We start from the raw sequence: 21864 nt of genomic DNA, 5'->3' as shown, positions 1-21864 counted from the left end.
TATAATCTAATTATGTACCTTTTTAGTATCTATTCGACTCAGACAGCAGAAAGCCTATAAGCCATGGGCCGAACCCCAACATCTAATCCTTAAAATGTGCTATTTTAGAATTTGATTATATTTACTTAGAGATTCTTCAATTTCTTACCCAGTTTTGAAATACAAAAAGGGGAAAATCTAATGATTACAAGAGAAAAACTTGAAAACAATCAAGTTTGGCTATATGCCATGGTACTAATAATAGCAGCCGGCTTTGGATTATTGTCTCCTGATGTTGGAGCAAAATTAGATAGTACGATTTCTTTCGTCATCGCCATCCTCATGTACAGTATGTTTTCACAGATTCCATTTGTTTCTTTAAAGAAAGCATTTGTAAACCGCCGTTTCATAGGGGCTTTGCTGACTGTTAACTATATTGCAGTACCGGTTGTAGTATGGCTTCTTTCAAAGATGCTGCCAGATCATCCACCGTTGTTACTTGGAGTCTATTTAGTTTTACTGCCCCCTTGCATCGACTATGTCATTGTTTCACTGCACTTGGCCGCGGCAATGAAAAGCTGATCCTGATGTCAACTCCAATCCTCTTCATTACGCAAATGCTCCTTTTGCCTCTCTATTTAGGGCTGTTTATGGGAGGGCATGTCGCAGGAATCGTTGAACCGGGTCCATTTCTGGAAGCCTTTTTCGGACTCATCGTCATTCCCCTGGGAATTGCTATTGCCGTTCAGCTGCTTGCAAGAAAAGCACCTGTGGGCAATGTATTGGAACTATCGGCCTGGTTGCCTGTTCCGTTTATGGCACTTACTCTTTTTGTTGTCGTTGCGTCTCAAATTGGAAAATTATCTGCCTACATCGACCTAATTATTAAAGTCGTTCCGATATATGTAGCTTTTATGATCATCGTACCGATTGTTTCTCGATTTATCGCCAAGTGGTTTAAGCTCGATACAGGAGCAGGCCGCGCCCTTATCTTTAGTGGTTCAACACGCAATTCGCTTGTCGTTCTTCCTCTCGCCCTGGCGTTGCCAGACGAGGTAAGCACGTTGGTGGCGGCAGTAATCGTCACCCAGACGATTGTTGAGTTAGCGGGTGAATTAATTTATATACGAGTAGTACCTAATTTCATTTTACGTAACGAAACAATTTAATTTTTGGTTCTTCATCATAAGTGTTGGTTTATTATTTAATTTCTTTAATATGACGATTGGAGCGGAAGATGCAGCAACAAAAAGTTTATTTTCCAAGAATGTGTATCATTTTCATGCTTTTCTTCTTGATTGTTCCCACTGTATTAACTGGGACTGGTGATCCGGCTTTGGAAAATAATAAGAATGGATTAATTCATTTTTTGGAAAAGAAAATACCGAATTTTGATAAAAGCAAAATTATATATGTTGTGGCTGATAAAAATATGGCTAAACATGATAAGACAGAACAACTACAAAAGGCTTTAAAGCAAGGAGCTGGAAAAGTTATCGTTTTGCCATATGGCAGCTCTTTTAGAATCAGTGGCTTAGAAATACCCGAGAATACTACTCTAGTTGGGTATGGAGCAAAACTATACAACGATGAAAAACATCAAACCCTTTTGACAATTGGCAATGGGGTAAAGTTATATGGGATTGAGCTCCACGGTGCGGGCAATACAAAAGCAGATCCAAAGGGAGTCGGAATAGCAATTCGAGGAGCAGACGCAGTTAACTATGTCAAAAATATTGTTATAGAAGATTGCTTTATTCATGATGTTGGTTTTTATGGTATTCTTGCAGAATTTGCAGATAATGTAAGGATTTCAAATACAGTTATCCGTGATGTTGGTTTTGCTGGAGTAGGCGGATTGTCTGTCCGTAATATGCATATTAACAAGAGCCATATAAAATCAATCTCGCCAGGAAATAAAGGAAATGCATATGGAGTCTTTTATTCTCGAAAGGGTGCTGAGAGTAACTTAAAGGCGCATCCAAGGAGCACAAATAGTTCGGTGACGAACAGCATCATTGAGGACATACCGTTATGGGAGGCCCTTGACACTCATGGCGGGGAAAATATTACGTTTAACAATAATACGATACGAAATACAAAGGTTGGCATTGCATTTGTAAACGCAACAGGAAAAGGCGGGAAGGAGCTATTTAGTTCCCAAAAATGTACGGCAAAAGGGAATCGGATTGAAGGAATCGGTAAGGGATATGGGATCATTGTGGCTGGTGCTCCATATGATAATAGTAGTGGCTGTACCATTGAAGGTAACCATTTAATAAAGGCGGGCCAGCAGGGAAATAGTAGCTCTGGCGCAATCCAGGCTTCCTATACTAGAGGGTTGGTTATAAAAAATAATACATTGGTAAAGTCCTACGCAAATGGTATCCACCTGTATACTCATAATCAGCAGTTTTCAGTTACTGAAAACAGAGTGGAGGATGTACAGGATTCTTTGTATAGGACGCCTTCTGCGATTGCCTTTCGTTCTGGCCATAATTCCGGTACGATTGCTGGGAATAATCTTATAAAGAAAAACGAAAAATTAAATCGCTACGTATCGATTCGTGGAATCAATATAACCACAAACACAAATATGAACCTGGTCATAGGCAAGAATACAAATAACTATGTTCTTCCTATAGCAGGAGGAACAGGTAACCATGTAAAGTACAGTTCAAAATAATTATTTTACCAGGTTCCAGTTATAAGCCAGTTTATATAGGGGGTTACCGAAAAACGGTAGCTCCTTTTTTAGTGCAGTAAGTAAGTGTTACATGTGGTAAAAACAATCATTAATCCCTTCACTGCAACCCTATATTGTGATATTTCTAGGTGATATATCTAACTTGGCGAGATGATGTAATCGTTTGCATTTAAATGGAATTATGAAGTAAAATGAGGATAATTCTATTTGGATGGAAAGGATGCAGGAGAACACGTATGCCAACATTTACTTTGTAATGATCAATAAATTGGATAGCATCGCCCTCAAAAAAACCAATGTTTTTTCCCAAGGGGGTAGTATGCCCATTTTACTCATTACAAAGGAACCAAGCGATCCTGTAGTCTCGTTACGAAAGGAGGTCCTTGTGTAGGATCTCCTTTTTTATTTTTCCAATTTAATTTTATGGTGGGCTGCAAGATATCCAAATAGATGCTTGCGTTCCTTTATCTTTTTAAGAGGTGAAGGATTAATGTCAAATATAACACTCCGCTGGAGACTTTCTCACATACCAGAACAAGCTGTAATGAAGCACTGCAAAATGTGCGGCAAATTATCAGTTTTTACGGATACAAATGTGCGAAGGCATAACGCAAACGGAAAAAGCATATACCAATTTGCGATTTACAAATGCGAAAAAAATCATACGTGGAACAAAAAGTTAGCTATATATAAAACGTTCTCAGAGCATGTTGTTGAAATTGAGGAGCAGAAAGAAGAATCTTCAATTATGTCAGCCATTCCAATAACCAGCATGGCAGAACAAGGAGTAAAGGAGATACACATTGTACTAGATGATGTGATAGGAAAACATAGAATTGATAAAGTGCTTGCAAACCAAATTGAGGATTGGAGCCGATCACAGATCGTAGAAAAGATTGAAAAGGGTTCGATTCAATTAAATGAACAAGTCATTAAACCTAGTTCAAGATTGTCAACGGGTGAACGTATTTCTATTTTCATTTGATAAGAAAATTTAGCAAACGAACAGGGGGTTAATCCATGAGGTTAACCCCCTTATTGTTTTTTCCTGTTCAAACAGGGAGGATAGTGCAAACTAAATAACGAATACTTCTCTATAGGATATATTTAAAGCCGGATTGAAAAGAGAGGTAGCAATGAATAGGCAAATTGAAATTACCGAGGCCATCAACTATATCCAAACGCACCTATATGATCAAATAACTCTCGACAAATTGGCCAGCCATGTATCATATAGCCCTTATCATTTTAGCAGGATTTTTAAAGAGGAAACGGGCCTGCCGCCTTTGTATTTTGTTTCCTCGATGCGCTTGCAGCGGGCAAAGGAATTGTTGTTGAACACAAACATGAGTGTCCGGGATATTAGCCTGGAAATTGGACAGCAAAGTTTAGGGACCTTTACGACCAGGTTTACGAACAGTGTCGGGGTAACGCCCGCGCATTTCCGCAATACCCAGGATGAAGCGGAAATCCTTCTGAACTCCCTTCAGCGGCTGGATGGAAAAACTGACCCTCTACACAGTGCCAAAAATCCCTTATCTGTAAAAGGAACTGTTTTTACGGATGAGGAGTTTGAAGGAGTCATTTTGGTCGGATTATTTCCGAAGCCTATCCCGGAAGGCATGCCGCTTTATGGCACACTTCTTTTTTCGCTTGGTGAATTTCAGTTTAACAACGTAAAACCCGGGCTTTATTATTTATTTGCAACCTCTGTTTCATGGGGGATGGACCCGAGATCCTTCCTGATTCCCCACACAACGTTAAGATACAAGCCAACAGGTCCCATATTGGTTAACGGGAATGAACAAGTCCCGCACCAGGATCTACACCTCCGAGCAGCCCAACTAGACGATCCCCCGATTCTCATCTCGATTCCCAGATTGATGAATAACTTCCTTCAACGAATAAAAGATAGCAATCGAAAAGAAATACGAACATACTGACGGTGTTAATATAGGTATATAGTTGATTCAACTCTAAATTGAAAGGTGGGTAGTGGTAAACTAAACCCCTTGTCCATTATTGAATGATGCGAGGGACAGAAATGTTTTTTACCTAGGAAATCCCATTAAAAACATTTAATGAAAGAGGTTGAAAAAATGTTTACTCTAGTTGGCCAGATCATGCTGTATGTAAATGACCAGGATGGAGCGGTGAAATTCTGGACGGAAAAGGCTGGATTTGTCGTAAAATCAGACGAAAATAACGGCCAAATGAGATGGATTGAAATCGCCCCTGCGAATGATGTTGAAACAACCATTGTCCTCCACAACAAAGAACTTATTGCAATAATGGAGCCTGAATTAAATCTTGGCACCCCTTCATTAATGTTCTTTACTGATAATCTGGACAATTTATATGAGAGCTTATCATCGAAGAACGTAACCGTCGGGGAAATCGTAAATATGCCTTCAGGCAGGGTGTTCAACTTTGCGGATGATGAAAGCAACTATTTCGCGGTAATGGAGAAAACCAAATAACTAATACGAAAAGTGGAGGGATAAGAAATGGGAGTCCAATCCAATCAAATTTTTGTTAACCTGCCAGTAAAAGACTTAAACAAATCAATGGAGTTTTACAAGCAAATTGGGTATGAATTTAACCCACAATTCACCGATGAAAAAGCAGCGTGCATGATAATTGGCGAAAACATTTATGCAATGTTGCTCGTCCAGCCTTTCTTTCAGTCGTTCACGAAAAGGGAGCTGCCAGATGCAAACGAAACGACTGGAGTAATCCTAGCCCTTTCCGCTGCAAGCAGGGAACAGGTGAACGAAATAGTCGACAAGGCTGTGGCAGCCGGTGGAAAAGAGGCAAGCGAGCCAAAAGACCAGGGTTTCATGTACTACAGGAGCTATCAGGACCTGGACGGACACTATTGGGAAGTCATGTATATGGATCCTAATGCAGTAAACAGTTAAAAAGGTTCTTCGCACAAAAAAACCACTCCTCGGAGTGGTTTTAGCGCTGTATTATACTGTTGCCCGGTTAAACGATGCAACTTGCTGAATGAGCTGGTATTCCAGCTCTTCGTTTTTCTTTTCAATCCGATTTCCGATTAAGAAGACATCAATTAGAGCCCATAATCCCAAACCGCCTAATGTTAATGTCATTCCAATTCCCATACCGATGTCGCCCGCATAATAACGGTGACCGCCAATACCTCCCAGGAAGAACCATAGGGCATACGCAATACCCTTTGATTTAGCCTTCTTATTCATTTCGGATTGGACCATGACCAGCTGTTCAGATGATAAATCCCGTTTAAGCAAAAGATTGTTATTCATTTTTTCCCCCTGGAGATTTTATGTAGTAAAAATATAAAAATATCATTACAGGAATAATTATACAGCATCGAAACTTGTAAATAAATATCAAATCTTGGCAAAAGTTGAGGTTTTAATCATTTAGAGCTTGGAAATAGGTAACGGAAGCTCTTTAGAAACTTACCAGCAATGAAATAAATACAGCAATTGAGGGTGAATGACGGTGAAAAAGTACATACTTTATCTATTTTCATATGTCCTGGAATACCTCTGGTTTCCCTTTTTTGTATTGTTGTCCTTTTATTCCAAAAGAGGAGGCGATCTCAACCTAATAATTCACTTCTCCGAGTAATCCTTCAAATTAAACCGGCCCTTTATTAACCAACTGCCAAAACAGAGGAGTTTACGTTTAGCTAAACTTTATCGCTTAAACGGATTTTGAGTGACACCTTTTCAGGATTTCGGCAAATCTTTGTCCCTCATCCGGATTTTTCTCGTTCAAATAGGGAACCTCCAAGCCTTACGGCTTTGGTTCCATTCAATTACAAAATAAAAAAACCCCACTCCAACCAAAAAGTCGAAGTAGGGTTCCTAAACCAATATTTATTCCGGCCGCAGCTTATTACATCCCAGTCCCAGGCGCCTGCATATCATCAAGCTCAATCCCGCGCGAGTGCTTCGTAGGATTCCAGCTTTTATTCTTAAACGTAATCAAGCTCCACACAAACAACGGAATGTAGCTAAGGTTAAACAGGAACATGCTAATAAAGCTCCACACAAAACTCACCTTTTGCAGCGAATCCTTCACAATCGTAAACGCCACATAGTAGAACTGGAACAAGAGCATCGTTACCCAAACATACCACGGCATAATTGGAGTGAACCAGTCCGCATCCATAAAGATGGACAAGTAAATCACAATAAGGGTCATCGTATTAAGCACGATCTTCCCAGGGTTCAGCAAGTACAGCACCCCGTCGAACGCCTTAATATCCAACTTCGAAACACTTCTCCACAGCAATTTCGGAGTGTATTTGAAGCACACATCCCAGTGGCCGCGGGCCCAGCGCAAACGCTGAACACAGGAAGCAACAAAGCTTTGGGGCTTCTCATCAAACACCCTTGCGAAGTGGCACCAGTGAGCTTTTACGCCTCGCAAGAGACATTGCATTGTAAACTCCAGATCTTCCGTCAATGAACGTGCCGACCAACCGACCTCGTTAAAAAGCTTCGTTTCGACGACGAAACCAGTCCCGCCGACCGCATTCCCAAGGCCAATGTGGCTCTTCGCCAGCTGCCAAGCCCTGTTCATGTAATAATAACTTGCCGCATACGACAGGCTGACCCAGTTGTCATTCGGGTTTTTCGAATCCAGATAACATTGGATCAAGCGGTGGCCCGCATGCAAATGATTGTTCATTTCCTTCAAAAAGTTCGGAGACACAAGGTTATCCGCATCAAAAAACGAAATCCCATCAAAATCCGTTACCAAGCGGTCGCCATACGTATCCACCGCATACTTAATCGCATACGGCTTACCTTTTGGCTCACCGGGAAGATAAGAATGCTCGAGCACATTTGCACCCAACTCACGCGCAATCTTCGCGGTATTGTCATCACAGTTGTCCGCAATGACGCAAATCTCATACAACTCTTTCGGATAATCCAGTGACTTCAAATTCTTCACAAGCTGCCCAATCACGCTCTCCTCATTATGTGCCGCAACCAATAGAAGGAACCGCTTCGATGGAGCGAACTCCTTCAGCTTCTTTGGCTTTTTAAACCCCCAGAAGCTAATCACCAACCAATACGTCCAGAAAAACAACAACACATACTGCAATGTGTCAATAATAACAGGAACCGCCATTTCCTTTATGAACCCCTCTCAACCGTATTTTTATCTATATCAATATCATCACGCCGTAAAAACGCGGCGCCTAAAACCCGAAGCCCAAACCGCGCAACAGGCACCAACTTCCGCAACCGCGAAGGATTCGAAAGCATCCTGTAGCCCCACTCAAGCCCAAGCCTCTGCACCCAAACAGGAGCACGCCGCTCTCTCCCCGCAATCACATCAAAACTCCCGCCAACACCCATCACCACACGCGCACCGAACCGGCGCTTATACCGATGAATAAACAAATCCTGCCGCGGAAACCCCAGTCCAACCAACAACAGGTCCGGACCGAAATCACGAATCCCCTCGACAATTTCGTTTTCTTCATTTTTTGAAAAAAAACCATGGTGATAGGCGAACGAAACAAGCGGGAAGTCCTTCTTGAGCCTCGCCGCCGCATCGTGGATGGCAGATTCCTGCGAACCAAGCAGGAACACGCGAATCCGTCGGTGCTCGTTCGCGCGAAGAAGCGCCCAAATCAGGTCATAGCCAGTGACTCGCCCCGGAAAAGCGCCGCCGGCCACTTTGCCGGCCAACAGGATGCCCACTCCGTCCGGGGTTAAAAAATCGGCCCCGTCCGTAATCTCTTGCAGTTCCGGATCCCGGAGGATTTTACCGACGATTTCGGCATTCACCGTCATAACATGGAAGGGACCAGTGTCGGGGGCCGCCAGTTTTTCGGAAATAAACTCAGTTGTCTCCGAGAAATCCTTGTCGGAAACCTCCAATGAAAATATCCGCGTCATCGAACGACCCCCTTTACAATTTGTTTTTTTATTTGAAAATTCAAACGATTTAGGTCTATTGGATGATAAACAACAAACTACATTATATTACGATATAAAAATAAAAAACAATGGATTTGTTTCCACTCTGGGTAATTACTGTATATTTAAGCGTTTTCATGATGTTTTGAGTAAATTTTTTGTTACATGGCTGTAAATTTTGTTATACTTGAAAAATAATGATATAGGAAAGAATGCTCACATTCCTCCCGGCAACAAACCCGGGTAAAAAGTATGAAAGCACCAGGTGCAGTTGAAACTACAACTAACCTGCGAGGTTTTCAGACCCTGGTATTTAGGGTTAATAGATCATTGAGTGGAGAGATGAAGTTGTCAAACGAGAAACTGAAAATAATGACTGTATTCGGAACGAGGCCAGAAGCCATTAAAATGGCGCCATTGGTTAAGGAACTGGAAAAAACAGCGGAAATTGAATCAATTGTGACGGTCACCGCCCAGCACCGGCAAATGCTCGACCAGGTGCTGGACATATTTCAAATAACCCCAGACCATGACTTGAATATAATGAAGGAACGCCAAACACTTGCTGGCGTGACTGTAAGGGCGCTCGAGGGGCTGGACAGCGTTTTAAAGGAAACGGAACCGGACATGGTGCTTGTCCATGGCGATACATCCACGACCTTCGTCGCGAGCCTCGCCGCTTTTTACAATCAAATTCCAATCGGCCACGTCGAAGCTGGCCTCCGAACATGGGACAAGTATTCCCCGTATCCAGAGGAAATGAACCGGCAGCTGACCGGGGTAATGGCCGATTTGCATTTCTCGCCGACAAGCCAGTCCCGGGAAAACCTGACCGAGGAAAACAAGAAAACCGATGCCATTTTTGTCACCGGCAATACCGCTATCGACGCGCTGAAAACGACTGTGAAGGAAACGTACACCCATCCGGTCCTTGAGAAGCTCGGCACTGACAGGCTCGTCCTTATGACCGCCCACCGCCGCGAAAACCTCGGCGACCCGATGGAAAACATGTTCCGCGCCATCAGCAGGCTAGTCGCGGAGCATAGCGATATTCAGGTTGTCTACCCTGTCCACATGAACCCGATCGTCCGCGAAACCGCGAACAGGATCCTCGGGGACAACCCGCGCATCCATTTAATTGAGCCGCTCGATGTGATTGATTTCCACAACTTCGCGGCCCGTGCGTACCTCATCCTGACTGATTCCGGCGGGGTACAGGAGGAGGCGCCGTCATTAGGCGTGCCTGTCCTCGTCCTGCGTGACACGACCGAGCGGCCGGAAGGAGTAAAGGCGGGCACGTTAAAGCTTGCCGGCACGGATGAACTGACCATCTACCGTATGGCGAACGAATTGTTGTCCGACGAAGCCGCCCACGAGCAAATGGCCAAAGCGTCAAACCCGTACGGCGACGGACAAGCCTCCGCCCGGATTGTTGAGTCAATCCTATATTACTTCGGCCTCAGAAACCAAAAGCCGGAAGACTTTCAAGTGGAAACCGGAATCCAGCACGTTCAGCAATAGGGAAAAAGTAAAGTCAATTTGAGGGTTCAGTAAACCTGAATTGGTCAATAGGATGTCTCTAAAGAACAATTTGATGGTTCGTTATGGATGGTTCTGTCAATAGGAATTAATCTCAAGACCGATTATTGGGTTCATCCTGCATTAATCGCGATATAAACCAGCCACTCCCCGGCAGCACCGCTTAGCGGGGTGCGGTTCATAAAATGCCAATCCTGGTTCATAAATCTAGAATGTCGTTCAAAAAACAGTCAAACCGGTTCGTAAATCCAGAATGTGGTTCGAAAAACAGAAACAGGTACTTTAAACTAGCGCATGCTACCGCCAATCACTTAAAATAGAGAGAAAACACACCTTGGGAGAACACTACACAATGAAGAAACTACTGATCATACTAGTATCCCTCTCTGTGCTTGGCGGCGGCGCTTACTGGATGGTTGTTTCGCAACCGAATAAAGCCCAAGACATACTGGTTCAAGCGCCGAAGCCTGCGGTTGCGAAGCCGACCAAAGAGAAGCCAACGAAAGAGAAGCCGTATGTGGAGGAGTTCACCGGCGGGGATTTTTATGTTCTTTGGAAAAATGAGCAGAAAAGCCGGACGCTTAACCCGGACAACGTAACCGCTATTACGAGTACAGCTACAACCACCACTTACACCAACAATTGGAACGGCTTTCAGCTGAGCTTCCCAAAAGACTGGGAAATCGACATTCGACAGGCGTCCAATTACACAAGGCTGTTCACGAAGGATTTCCGGATCGACCTGACCGTGCAAAATGTCGACAAAGCGTGGACCTCGCCAGTTGGCTATATCACATCGACAATCGAGACGCTAAAGCCAAACATCACCGCCGACAAACGGTGGAATCAGCAAGGCTTCTCAGCACGGCAAATCAATTACACGAGGCCGGCCATCACGGGTATCGACCATGACATGAACCAGTACAGCTATCTGTTCTTAACAAAAGGGAACCGGGTGTTCTCTTTCCAGTTAAAAACGGACGAGCAGCATTTCGAGTCGATGAAGGCCGCGCTGATCCAAATGGCATCAACCTTAAAAATTGTTTCTCCCATCGAGATGGACCTGAATACTGCGATCAAAGCGAACCCGCCCAACCCGGAAGTACGGCTAAAGCATAAATTGGATTCGCTCATCATCCCGAAAAACCATTTCGTCATGGGGGCTTACCTGCCGAAATCGAGGGACATTGACGCCCTGAACGAATACCTTGAAAATCCGCTCGGAGCGCAAATGTTTTATAAGCCAATTGACAACGGCTATGACGAATACACGAAAGAGCTGCTCGATAACGACCGGCTTCCAATCGTCACCCTTTTATATGAAAAAGCCAATTCAACCACCAACGCTGATGTCGTCGAAAACATCATCAATGGAACCTATGATAAAAGTCTGCTCACCTGGGCGGAATCAGTAAAAAGTTTAGATGGCCCGGTCCTGTTCAGGCTTGGCAACGAAATGAATGGTGATTGGTCCGAGTGGTCCCATAAGAGCACATACAACGATCCCGACCTGTACAAGCTCACTTTCAGGCATATCGTCGAACTGTTTAAAAAGAACGGAACGGACAATGCCTACTTCGTCTGGAACCCAAACCATGTGTCATCCCCATACTTTGAATGGAACGAAGCGCACATGTACTACCCTGGCGATAAATACGTTGATTTCGTCGGCATGACATCGTACAACTTCGGTAAAACCCAGTGGAACAATTACCAGAGCATCCATACACTATACGAAGACCTATACTGGGAATACTCCCGCTCCTATTATGAAAAACCATTAATGATAGGGGAGTTTGCAGCCGTCGAAACTGGTGGCAACAAAGCAGAATGGATAACATCCGCATTTGATGAGATCCCGCGCTCTTATCCAAATATAAAAATCGCAGTCTGGTTCGACCAGGCGCATGGTCCATTTGATTTCCGTATCCGCACCTCACCCGCCAGCGCCGAAGCGTTTAAAAAGGGGATGGCTCAGCCGGCGGTTGTGAAGGGCTTGAATTTTAGGGAATAGCCAATGTCTTTAGAGCAATAAAGATGTGTATATTACGTTAGTAAGTTCTAAAGATGAGAAAAGGAATACCAAATTTGAATGAAAAAAGCGGGATTCGACAACTAAATAGGACAAGCTTTTCGTTTATATTCCTTTATACTAATCGCAAAAATGTTAGGTCGGTGGTCATAAATGGAGAACCCTTTTTTCGTAAGAGGATGTTTTTTTGGAATTTTAATCTCCATACCACTATGGTTACTAGTGATTTTCGTCATTAAATGGATTGTCTAATTGTATAACTGAATGCAAAAAAGAGCAGCCGGATTAAATATTCCGTCTGCTCCTTTTTTATATTGAACTCTTACTTCCCCGTAAAATACTTAATCAAATACTCTCCCCAAAGTTTATGCCCTTCGGCGTTTGGCTGGCTTGTCTGCAGGTTAAGATACGATTTGATTTCCTCACTGTTTGGGTCGGGCCATTCTTCCCAATGGTTAAGGTAGTCTAGGCCTTTTTCTTCTGTGTAAGTTTCCAACTCCTGAACCTGTGTGAGATAGTACTTCGGCTTAAAGATCGGATTCGCTGGCTGCAGGATGAATACCGTGTCAGGCAATTCAGCATTTACTTCTTCGATGATCGTCGTTATGTTCCTTAGTGATTCTTCCATGAAAACTTCGCCATTGTCGTTAAGGAGAAACGGCTCCCACACAACCATGTCGGCTCCGGAATCAATAATCTCCTTCTGCCACTCTGCCGTGAGTGCATCCCTTGTATTGGTGTTCGTTTCAACCACTGTTATCTCAATATTTTTCTCTCCATATGTACTGACCAACTCATTCTTAAGCAAGAACGCCCATCCATCAGGTTCTTTGCCTAGAGCATCTGAACCTGCAAATACAATTTTAAACGGACGCTTGGCTTCCATCGCATTTTGAAAGCTTTCCCTGCTATCCGCCGGCCAGTTCACAGTAGCATCCTCGAATTCCCATCTAGGTGCAGCCTTCTCGGTAACAGCCGTTTTTTCAGGAGGTTTAACCGCAGTGGCTGTTGGATTGCCTTCCTCCTTGGCGCCAAGTGTCCTCCAATGCACATTCCCTGCTATTAAAATAGCAAAGCAGGCAATAGCCAAAAGCGTGACAATAAAATTTTTCATAACCGTCCCCCGCAAAATCTAATCTTTTTCCCTTTTTTATGTGCAATTAAACTAACAAATTTACCCATATTAAAAAATATCTTTCTTTTTTCTCAAGAAATTGTTAAATTAGCATAGAATGGATTTAAAAAATCTGCCAATTTATTTTAAATTATGACAATGAATGATAAATTTTACAACAAAAATTTCGAGCTGGGGGAGCAACATGGAAGAAACAATCAGTTTAAAAGAATTACTCGAGACTTTGAAAAAACGTATAAGGATGATCCTTGGTATCACATTTGCGGTAGTCTTCATTAGCGCGCTTGTGAGCTATTTTGTTTTAACGCCAATTTATGAGGCTTCAACGCAAATCCTGGTCAATCAGGCCAAAAACGAACAGAGTGCGTATAACTACAATGAGGTGCAAACAAATTTGCAGCTGATTAATACGTACAATGTAATCATTACAAGCCCGGCAATTCTTGATCCGGTCGTGGAGAAATTGGACGGCGATTATACGACAAGCCAGTTGCATTCGAAAATTACGGTCGGCAGTGAAAAGCAGTCACAGGTTGTTAATATCACCGTCCAGGATGAAGATCCACAAACAGCCGCTAAAATTGCCAATACAATCGCCGAAGAGTTCAAAGACAAAATCGTCTCAATTATGAACATCGACAACGTAAGCATTTTGTCGCCTGCAACCGTAATGGATGGTCAGGCGCCTGTAAAACCAAAGCCGCTACTCAATGTTGCAATCGCGTTGGTCGTGGGGCTCATGCTCGGAGTAGGCCTTGCATTCCTGCTTGAATACATTGACAACACAATTAAAACAGAACAAGATGTCGAGAAACTATTGGAAATGCCTGTGTTGGGAGCAGTCGCAATTATTGGGGATACAAGAGAATTGGATAGTCGAGCAGAAAGAAAATTAAGAGCTTGAGGTGTGAATAGTGGTTTTGAAAACAAATAAAAAAGCAAAATTCGAGAATAAGAGAAAGCTAGTTACAAAGGTTGACCCAAAATCGCCGATTTCCGAACAATACAGGACAATCAGAACGAATATCCAATTTTCATCAGTGGATCAGGAAATCCATACATTGATGGTAACCTCTTCAGGTCCAGGGGAAGGGAAATCAACGACGATTGCCAATTTGGCCGTAACGTTCGCCCAGCAAGGTAAACAGGTGTTACTTATTGATGCCGATATGCGGAAACCCACGATGCAATATACATTTAATGTTTCCAATACAGTTGGATTGACGACCGTATTGACCGGGCAGGAAAACCTGAACCGAGCCGTAAGGCCCTCCGATGTGGACAATCTCTACATTCTAACGAGCGGCCCCATCCCGCCAAATCCGTCTGAACTTTTGGGATCAAAGGCGATGAAGGCTTTTTTTGAAAAAGCGAAGGAAGAGTTCGATATGGTGTTATTCGATACTCCTCCTGTCCTCGCAGTAACCGATGCACAAATTTTGTCGAACCAATGCGATGGGACGATTCTGGTTGTTAATAGCGAGAAAACGGAAATAGATAAGGCAACCAAATCAAAGGAACTTTTGGTTGCGGCGAAAGCAAATTTGCTCGGAGTTGTTTTAAACAACAGGAGGATAGACTCAAAGAATCAGTATTACTATTACGGGACAAAGTGACAACTTTCGACATTTTCCACCCCTTTACTAGGTCGAAAGATGGGGATATGATGAAGATATAGGTTTTTTTGAAATTTAATGGAAATTTAATCGGGAGGTGTTATCAATGATTGACATTCATTGTCATATATTGCCGGGAGTTGACGACGGGGCGAAGTCGATAAGGGAAAGCCTGGAAATAGCTAGGGCTGCGGTTAGTGAAGGAATCAAGACAATCGTTGCGACACCTCACCATAAAAACAATCGGTATACAAATACAAAACAGTCTATCCTTGAACAGGTTGGGGAGTTGAACGGCCATCTTCAGCTTGCGAAGATTCCTTTAACGGTGTTGCCCGGCCAGGAAGTCAGGGTATATGGGGAGCTAATTGAAGATTATGAGAGGAATGAAATTCTAACTCTTGCAGAAACGCAATACCTCTTTATAGAATTCCCCTCCGACCATGTCCCGAGATACACAGAAAAACTGATCTACAACCTGCAAATGAGTGGCCTTACCCCAATCATCGTCCATCCGGAACGAAATCAGGAACTAATCGAACGGCCTGGAATCTTGTATTCCCTTGTAAAAAACGGGGCACTTACACAAATAACAGCTTCCTCACTGGCAGGGTACTTTGGGAAAAAGATCAAGAACTTTTCTTTCCAACTAATTGAATCCAATTTAACCCACTTTATTGCCTCGGATGCCCATAATACTCATTCGAGGGGATTCAACATGCGAGAAGCATACGAAGTACTAGAGGATACATACGGCAGGGAACTGTCCTTCATTCTTCAGGAAAATGCAGACTTGCTTTTACTTGATAAGAACATCTATAAAGAAGTACCGGAACCAATCAAGAAAAAGAAGATATTTGGCATTTTTTAACTCACACCAAGATCAACATAAATTCGGCAAATGCTGAACGGAGATGCCTCCTATCCGTTATCCATGGAGGCACTCGGTTATGCAGTGGGAGGCTTTCCTCCTTAGACGCCCGTCGTCGATTGCATAGTGTGAGGACGGGTTAGATGCCCATCTATTTTTACTTATCGGTAGATATCTAATGAAAGAATAGTGGTGTGAACGAAACTATTTTTTCATTAGGTATTTATTTTTTATCAACAGTATAGAGAAAAATAGAATTAAGTAGGGGGAAGAGGGTTGAAAAAGGTAAGGAAGGCTATAATCCCGGCTGCTGGATTGGGAACTAGGTTTTTACCGGCCACAAAAGCGATGCCAAAGGAAATGCTTCCAATTGTAGATAAGCCCACAATCCAATATATAGTTGAGGAAGCTGTCGCGTCAGGCATTGAAGACATTATCATCGTTACTGGAAAAGGAAAGCGTGCAATCGAAGACCACTTCGACGCTGCACCTGAACTCGAACAGAACCTGATCGAAAAAGAAAAGTTCGATATATTGGACAAGGTTCGTTACTCGACTAATCTTGCCCATATTCATTACATCCGTCAAAAGGAACCAAAAGGCCTTGGCCATGCTGTGTGGTCAGCTCGGAAATTTATCGGGAACGAGCCGTTTGCTGTCATGCTTGGTGATGACATCGTTCAGAGCGACATTCCTTGCCTCCAGCAGCTGCTTACGCAATATGAAGAAACATATTCCTCTGTCATCGGGGTTCAAACCGTCAGCGACAAGGAAACGAATCGGTACGGAATTATCGATCCTTCCTCTCAAAAAGGCCGCCGCTTCCAGGTCCTGAACTTTGTTGAAAAGCCAAAACCAGGAACGGCTCCCTCTAATCTTGCGATAATGGGCAGGTATATCTTAACTCCAGAAATCTTTATGTTCCTTGAAAAACAGGAAAAGGGTGCCGGAGGAGAAATCCAATTGACCGATGCGATTCAACAGTTGAATAAGATTCAGCGGGTTTTTGCCTATGACTTTGAAGGAACGAGATATGATGTAGGAGAAAAGCTCGGCTTTGTAAAAACAACACTTGAATTTGCCTTAAACCATGAAGATATAAAAGAAGAGATGATTCTTTATCTGAAAGAACTAGTTTCGACGTTTGAACAAGAAAAAGTATTTATATAGGGAAAGAAGGGAACGTGGTTGGATAACCTGGCAAAAACAAATACCGTTTTTATTGAATCGCAAAAACCTTATCCAATACAACTGAACAAGGGGAGACTCTATCCTTATAGTAAACGGCTTTTTGACATAGTTGGAGCCTTGGCTGGCCTGATGGTACTTAGTATTGTTTTTATGTTTGTTGCCATTTTGATTAAACTTGAAGATCCCAAAGGCACAGTCATCTTTTCCCAAAAACGGATTGGCCTAAATGGAAAAGAGTTTAGGATTTATAAATTCCGCTCCATGGTATCGAATGCAGAAGAAAAACTTGCGGAATTGTTGAAATACAATGAGGTATCCGGTGCGATGTTCAAAATGAAAAAAGATCCCAGGATTACGAGAATAGGAAAATTTATCCGAAAAACAAGCATCGATGAACTTCCTCAATTATTTAATGTGTTAAAAGGGGATATGTCTTTAGTAGGGCCGCGTCCGCCGCTTCCGCGTGAAGTAGAGGAGTATACATCCTATCACAAACAGAGGTTGTTGGTTATTCCTGGCTGTACGGGCCTTTGGCAGATAAGTGCCAGAAACAGTGTCGGCTTTGAAGAAATGGTCCAATTGGATCTTGAATATATTAAAAAATGTTCATTTATCTTTGATATGAAGATTATTTTGAAAACAGTTCTTGTTTTGTTTGGATCAAAAAACGCATTCTAGAAAAGAAGGTATCGCTATGATGAATAAACATTCAAAAGTATATGTTGCTGGACACCGCGGTTTGGTAGGATCAGCACTGGTAAGAAAATTAACCTCCCTTGGTTATGAAAATGTAGTCTTAAGGACAAGCGGAGAACTTGATTTAAGGGATAAAAATGCTGTTGACCAATTTTTTGAAACTGAAAAACCTGAATTTGTATTCCTGGCTGCCGCCAAAGTAGGCGGTATTGTTGCTAACAATGAATACCCGGCGGATTTTATTCGGGACAATCTTCTAATCCAAACTAACGTTATCGATGCTTCCTACAGGAACAATGTGGAGAAGCTTTTATTTTTAGGTAGCACTTGCATCTATCCCAAAATGGCCCCTCAGCCCCTAAAAGAAGAGTATCTACTAACCGGTCTACTTGAACCAACAAATGAACCGTATGCAATTGCAAAAATTGCTGGCATCAAAATGTGTGAATCGTATAACCGCCAATACGGCACAAAATATATTTCGGTCATGCCGACTAATTTATACGGGCCTCATGATAATTTTGATTTGCACACATCACATGTATTACCAGCACTTATACGTAAATTCCATGAGGCAAAAGAAACCAATGCTCCTCAAGTAGAAATCTGGGGTACAGGCACCCCAAAACGCGAGTTTCTATACTCTGATGATCTTGCGGATGCTTGTGTTTATCTCATGAATAACTATTTCGCCAATGAAATTGTAAATATCGGAGTTGGCGAAGATATCTCCATTAAGGAATTAGCAGAGCACATCAAAGCGGTAGTCGGTTTTAATGGGAATTTAGAGTTTGATACATCCAAACCAGATGGTACTCCAAGGAAACTGGTTGACGTATCAAAATTAAACTCTCTGGGCTGGAAGGCTCAAACCTCATTAAATGATGGTTTGGAGAAAGCTTATCAGTGGTTCCTTGAAAACAAATTAATAACCTATATAAAATAGAAGAAACTCAGCGGAGGATACAATGAAAAAAGCATTAATTACAGGTGTAACAGGACAGGACGGGTCCTTTTTAGCAGAATTACTTTTAGAAAAAGGATACGAGGTACATGGTATTATTCGAAGAAGCTCTTCCTACAATCAAGAACGTTTGGAAGATATCATGACAGAAGAGGAATCGGAAGCCCTATATAACAACATAAACTTTCATCTACATTTTGGGGACGTCACCGATGCACTGAATATTATCAGAATCATTGGGGAGATTCAGCCCGATGAAATTTATAACCTTGCAGCTCAGTCTCATGTAAGAGTTTCATTTGATATGCCAGGATATACTTTAGATGTGGATGCAAAAGGAACTCTAAATATTCTAGAAGCGGTACGTATCCTTGGATTAACAGAAAAGACACGGGTTTACCAAGCATCGACTTCTGAATTGTTCGGAAAAGTACAAGAAGTGCCACAAAAAGAGACAACTCCATTTTATCCAAGATCTCCTTATGGCGTTGCTAAGATATATGGATTTTGGATAACCAAAAACTATAGAGAGTCTTATAAAATGTTTGCAGTTAATGGAATCTTGTTTAATCATGAATCTGAACGAAGAGGCGAAACTTTTGTAACTAGAAAAATCACCCTTGCTGCAGCAAGAATTGCTCAAAAAAAACAAAAAAAATTAATGCTTGGGAATTTAGAATCATTACGGGACTGGGGTTATGCAAAGGATTATGTTGAATGTATGTGGTTAGTTCTTCAACATAAAGAACCCGAAGACTTTGTAATTGCAACAGGGAAAATGCACTCTGTTCGAGAGTTTGTTGAATTAGCGTTTAAGCACGTTGGAATAGAAATCAAATGGGTTGGAAACGGATTGCACGAAAAAGGAATAAATAGTTTAAATGGTGATGTAATTGTAGAAATAGATCCGAAGTTTTTCAGACCAGCAGAAGTGGATCAACTTCTAGGTGACCCAACTAAATCAAAGAATTTATTAGGTTGGAATCCTACTAAAACTTCATTTGAAAATCTAGTTAAAATTATGGTCGATGCAGATATGAAAAAAGTTGAAAGGGAAAATATTAACAAAAAGTCCTTTGATTAAGCCGGCTTTGATTTCCTACAATATGAATAAAAGTTATGTATTTACTATTCTACCATTTATGTTTTGCGAATTTAATTAAAGACAGAGAGGATAGTAACAGTTGTTTAGTCCTATTAAAAGAGAAATTAAAAGATTGTTTTATAATTTTAAAGAACGAAGAAAATCTATTTTATTGAAAAATAAAGTAATAATAAATAAAGAAACTAAATTAGCAGGAAATAATAAAATATATTCAGGAACAAATATAAGTAATAGTTTCATAGGTTTTGGTACTTATATTTCTAATGATTGTGATCTCCGTAATACAGTTATAGGTAGATATAGTTGTATCGCTCCAGATGTAAAAGTAGTCTTTGGGTCACATCCCATTACTAAATTTGTAAGTATTCATCCAGCCTTTTATTCAACTCATTGTCAAGCAGGATTTACCTTTGTAGACAATAATAAATTTTTTGAACATAAATTTGCTGATGTTTTAAATTCTAAATCAGTTATCATAGAGAATGACGTTTGGATTGGTCAAGGAGTACGAATAATGGCAGGGGTAAAAATAGCAACTGGTTCTGTAATTGGTGCAGGAGCGATAGTAACCAAAAATACAGAACCTTATAGTATAAATCTCGGAATTCCAGCAAAAAAAGTGGGTTATAGATTTGATGAAGACCAAATAGAGTTTTTATTGAAATACGAGTGGTGGGAGAAAGATATGTCTTGGCTAAAAAATAACCAACAATTATTTGAGGATGTAGAGTTACTATATGAAAAGTTTTGTAGTAAAAAAGATTGATATTAAGTTGAGAGATTCCTTATCAAAGACAGTTAGTATAAATACCTTATACACGTTATTTTTTAAAATTTTAACAGTTATTATTAGCTTTTGGAGTATTAAAGTCGCTTTTGAATTTACTGGTTCACAAAAATCCTATGGTCTATGGTTGACAATTCTATCAGTATTGAGTTGGATCAACCTAGTAAATGGTGGAATAAGCAATGGATTACGTAACAAACTAGCGGAAGCCCTGGCAAAAAAACAAGTGAAGAATGCTAAGGAATATGTATCAACAAGTTACGCGTTTATTATATTTATTTCTTTATTTTTTTGTTTATTATTTACTTTAGTTTCACTTGTAGTAGATTGGAGAACAGCATTCAATGCATCTTTTTTATCTCAAAGTGATTTTCAGTTTTTAATATTAACGCTCATAATTTCTTATTTTATTCAGTTAATATTTACTACTGTACATGCTATATCATTAGCGTTTAATCGTTCAATGCTACCTACAATGTTTATGTTTATTTCTAACGCAATATTCATGATCGCCCTATATATCCTTGGTTACTACAATATAAAGGGAATCTTAGTTCTTGGGATTACTTACAGTTTTTCAAATATAGTGGTACTGTTAATTGCCAATGTGTTTTTATTCAGAAATCAATATAAAGAAATAAAGCCCGATATTAGTATGGTGAAAATAAAATATGTTAAGGATTTGATGAATACTGGGATTAAATTTTTTCTTTTGGAAATCTTTGCAGTTATTATTTTTTCTTCCGACAGTATTGTAATTACTCATACCGTTGGCAACAATGATGTGGCTACCTATCAGCTTGTTTTAAAGTTGTTTAGTGTTTTTACTATTATATCGAGTTCAGTAATGATTCCTCTTTGGTCGGCATATACTCATGCTTATAGTAAAGGCGATTTGAATTGGATAAAAACTACTTTGTCAAAAAATATAATTATTTTCTTTCCTTTTGGAGTTGGTATATTATTATTTTCTCTTTCAATTAACAGTATATTGAAATTTTGGTTGGGTGGAGATGTTGTTGCCTCAGAAGAGTTAATATGGATGTTAGCAATATACACGATTATTTCAATTTGGTGTAATATCTTTGCTTATTTCTTAAATGGAATAAACAAAATAACTGGCCAACTTATTACTGTTGGGGCGGGTGCTATAACAAATATTCCTCTATCAATTTATTTGGGTCAGTATTTAAATTTAGGATCACCTGGTGTAATTTTAGGTACAATAATTTGTTTACTTCCGTTTGCTATTTTGGGACCGATAGAAAGTTATTTGCACATAAAAAGAAAAACTTAATATGTGCTCATTTGT

The 21864-nt window shown here is 41.0% G+C and carries 20 protein-coding genes and 1 pseudogene; 17 read left to right on the top strand and 4 right to left on the bottom strand.

Annotated elements, in window-relative coordinates:
• The first annotated feature begins 180 nt into the window (after nucleotides 1-180).
• The 6 genes and pseudogenes from RB160_RS05935 to RB160_RS05910 all read left to right on the top strand — a co-directional run bounded on the left by RB160_RS05935 (nucleotide 181) and on the right by RB160_RS05910 (nucleotide 5607).
• Nucleotides 181-1148, top strand: a pseudogene (locus RB160_RS05935) (arsenic resistance protein).
• 68 nt (nucleotides 1149-1216) lie between these two features.
• Nucleotides 1217-2665 carry a right-handed parallel beta-helix repeat-containing protein gene (locus tag RB160_RS05930; RefSeq protein WP_316569309.1) on the top strand — a complete coding sequence of 483 codons (1449 nt, stop codon included), beginning with the start codon at nucleotides 1217-1219 and terminating at the stop codon, nucleotides 2663-2665.
• A gap of 511 nt (nucleotides 2666-3176) precedes the next feature.
• A complete protein-coding gene (locus RB160_RS05925; RefSeq protein ID WP_316569308.1) occupies nucleotides 3177-3671 on the top strand; it encodes a S4 domain-containing protein in 495 nt (164 codons plus the stop codon).
• 151 nt (nucleotides 3672-3822) lie between these two features.
• Nucleotides 3823-4629: a helix-turn-helix transcriptional regulator gene (locus RB160_RS05920; protein WP_316569307.1), complete on the top strand. Its 807-nt coding sequence runs from the start codon at nucleotides 3823-3825 to the stop codon at nucleotides 4627-4629.
• A gap of 156 nt (nucleotides 4630-4785) precedes the next feature.
• The gene (locus RB160_RS05915; RefSeq protein WP_316569306.1) at nucleotides 4786-5166 is read left to right on the top strand and encodes a VOC family protein; all 381 of its coding nucleotides are present in this window, start codon (nucleotides 4786-4788) and stop codon (nucleotides 5164-5166) included.
• A gap of 27 nt (nucleotides 5167-5193) precedes the next feature.
• The gene (locus RB160_RS05910) at nucleotides 5194-5607 is read left to right on the top strand and encodes a VOC family protein (protein ID WP_316569305.1); all 414 of its coding nucleotides are present in this window, start codon (nucleotides 5194-5196) and stop codon (nucleotides 5605-5607) included.
• Between the two features lie 51 nt (nucleotides 5608-5658).
• Here the strand turns inward: RB160_RS05910 and RB160_RS05905 are convergent, their stop codons facing one another.
• From RB160_RS05905 to RB160_RS05895, 3 genes are all read right to left on the bottom strand, one after another.
• Entirely contained in the window at nucleotides 5659-5973 is a 315-nt protein-coding gene (locus RB160_RS05905; RefSeq protein WP_316569304.1) for a TM2 domain-containing protein, read from the bottom strand.
• A 601-nt stretch (nucleotides 5974-6574) separates the two neighbouring features.
• Nucleotides 6575-7819 carry a glycosyltransferase family 2 protein gene (locus tag RB160_RS05900; RefSeq protein ID WP_316569303.1) on the bottom strand — a complete coding sequence of 415 codons (1245 nt, stop codon included), beginning with the start codon at nucleotides 7817-7819 and terminating at the stop codon, nucleotides 6575-6577.
• A gap of 5 nt (nucleotides 7820-7824) precedes the next feature.
• Nucleotides 7825-8595, bottom strand: coding sequence for a WecB/TagA/CpsF family glycosyltransferase (locus RB160_RS05895; RefSeq protein WP_316569302.1), 771 nt, complete (start codon nucleotides 8593-8595; stop codon nucleotides 7825-7827).
• Nucleotides 8596-8988: 393 nt separating this feature from the next.
• Here RB160_RS05895 and wecB point away from each other — a divergent pair, with 393 nt between their 5' ends.
• Nucleotides 8989-10137, top strand: coding sequence for a non-hydrolyzing UDP-N-acetylglucosamine 2-epimerase (wecB, locus tag RB160_RS05890; RefSeq protein ID WP_396954678.1), 1149 nt, complete (start codon nucleotides 8989-8991; stop codon nucleotides 10135-10137).
• 370 nt (nucleotides 10138-10507) lie between these two features.
• On the top strand, nucleotides 10508-12169 hold the full coding sequence (locus RB160_RS05885; protein ID WP_316569301.1) for a glycoside hydrolase family 26 protein: 1662 nt from the start codon (nucleotides 10508-10510) through the stop codon (nucleotides 12167-12169).
• A 340-nt stretch (nucleotides 12170-12509) separates the two neighbouring features.
• On the opposite strand, the gene RB160_RS05880 is transcribed toward RB160_RS05885, so the two are convergent.
• Nucleotides 12510-13301 (bottom strand): SGNH/GDSL hydrolase family protein, encoded by a 792-nt coding sequence (locus RB160_RS05880; protein WP_316569300.1) that lies wholly within the window; start codon nucleotides 13299-13301, stop codon nucleotides 12510-12512.
• A gap of 205 nt (nucleotides 13302-13506) precedes the next feature.
• Between RB160_RS05880 and RB160_RS05875 the strand changes: the two genes are divergently transcribed.
• The 9 genes from RB160_RS05875 (at nucleotide 13507) to RB160_RS05835 (ending at nucleotide 21849) form a co-directional block, all read left to right on the top strand.
• The gene (locus RB160_RS05875) at nucleotides 13507-14226 is read left to right on the top strand and encodes a YveK family protein (protein WP_316569299.1); all 720 of its coding nucleotides are present in this window, start codon (nucleotides 13507-13509) and stop codon (nucleotides 14224-14226) included.
• A gap of 10 nt (nucleotides 14227-14236) precedes the next feature.
• On the top strand, nucleotides 14237-14938 hold the full coding sequence (locus RB160_RS05870) for a CpsD/CapB family tyrosine-protein kinase (protein WP_316569298.1): 702 nt from the start codon (nucleotides 14237-14239) through the stop codon (nucleotides 14936-14938).
• A gap of 106 nt (nucleotides 14939-15044) precedes the next feature.
• The gene (locus tag RB160_RS05865) at nucleotides 15045-15809 is read left to right on the top strand and encodes a tyrosine-protein phosphatase (RefSeq protein ID WP_316569297.1); all 765 of its coding nucleotides are present in this window, start codon (nucleotides 15045-15047) and stop codon (nucleotides 15807-15809) included.
• Nucleotides 15810-16085: 276 nt separating this feature from the next.
• Nucleotides 16086-16979 (top strand): UTP--glucose-1-phosphate uridylyltransferase GalU, encoded by an 894-nt coding sequence (gene galU, locus RB160_RS05860; RefSeq protein ID WP_316569296.1) that lies wholly within the window; start codon nucleotides 16086-16088, stop codon nucleotides 16977-16979.
• Nucleotides 16980-17030: 51 nt separating this feature from the next.
• Nucleotides 17031-17678 (top strand): sugar transferase, encoded by a 648-nt coding sequence (locus tag RB160_RS05855; protein ID WP_396954676.1) that lies wholly within the window; start codon nucleotides 17031-17033, stop codon nucleotides 17676-17678.
• Nucleotides 17679-17697: 19 nt separating this feature from the next.
• On the top strand, nucleotides 17698-18642 hold the full coding sequence (gene fcl, locus RB160_RS05850; RefSeq protein ID WP_316569594.1) for a GDP-L-fucose synthase: 945 nt from the start codon (nucleotides 17698-17700) through the stop codon (nucleotides 18640-18642).
• Nucleotides 18643-18664: 22 nt separating this feature from the next.
• Entirely contained in the window at nucleotides 18665-19744 is a 1080-nt protein-coding gene (gene gmd, locus RB160_RS05845) for a GDP-mannose 4,6-dehydratase (RefSeq protein WP_316569295.1), read from the top strand.
• 100 nt (nucleotides 19745-19844) lie between these two features.
• Nucleotides 19845-20531, top strand: coding sequence for a CatB-related O-acetyltransferase (locus tag RB160_RS05840; protein ID WP_316569294.1), 687 nt, complete (start codon nucleotides 19845-19847; stop codon nucleotides 20529-20531).
• Entirely contained in the window at nucleotides 20503-21849 is a 1347-nt protein-coding gene (locus RB160_RS05835) for a lipopolysaccharide biosynthesis protein (RefSeq protein ID WP_316569293.1), read from the top strand. The genes RB160_RS05840 and RB160_RS05835 overlap by 29 nt, the downstream gene beginning before the upstream one ends.
• The last annotated feature ends 15 nt before the right edge of the window (nucleotides 21850-21864 follow it).

This window comes from Neobacillus sp. YIM B06451 (assembly GCF_032667185.1).
Classification (GTDB): domain Bacteria; phylum Bacillota; class Bacilli; order Bacillales; family Cytobacillaceae; genus Bacillus_D.
Note: the sequence above shows the minus strand (reverse complement) of the source record. Positions and strands in the feature narration are given on the sequence as shown.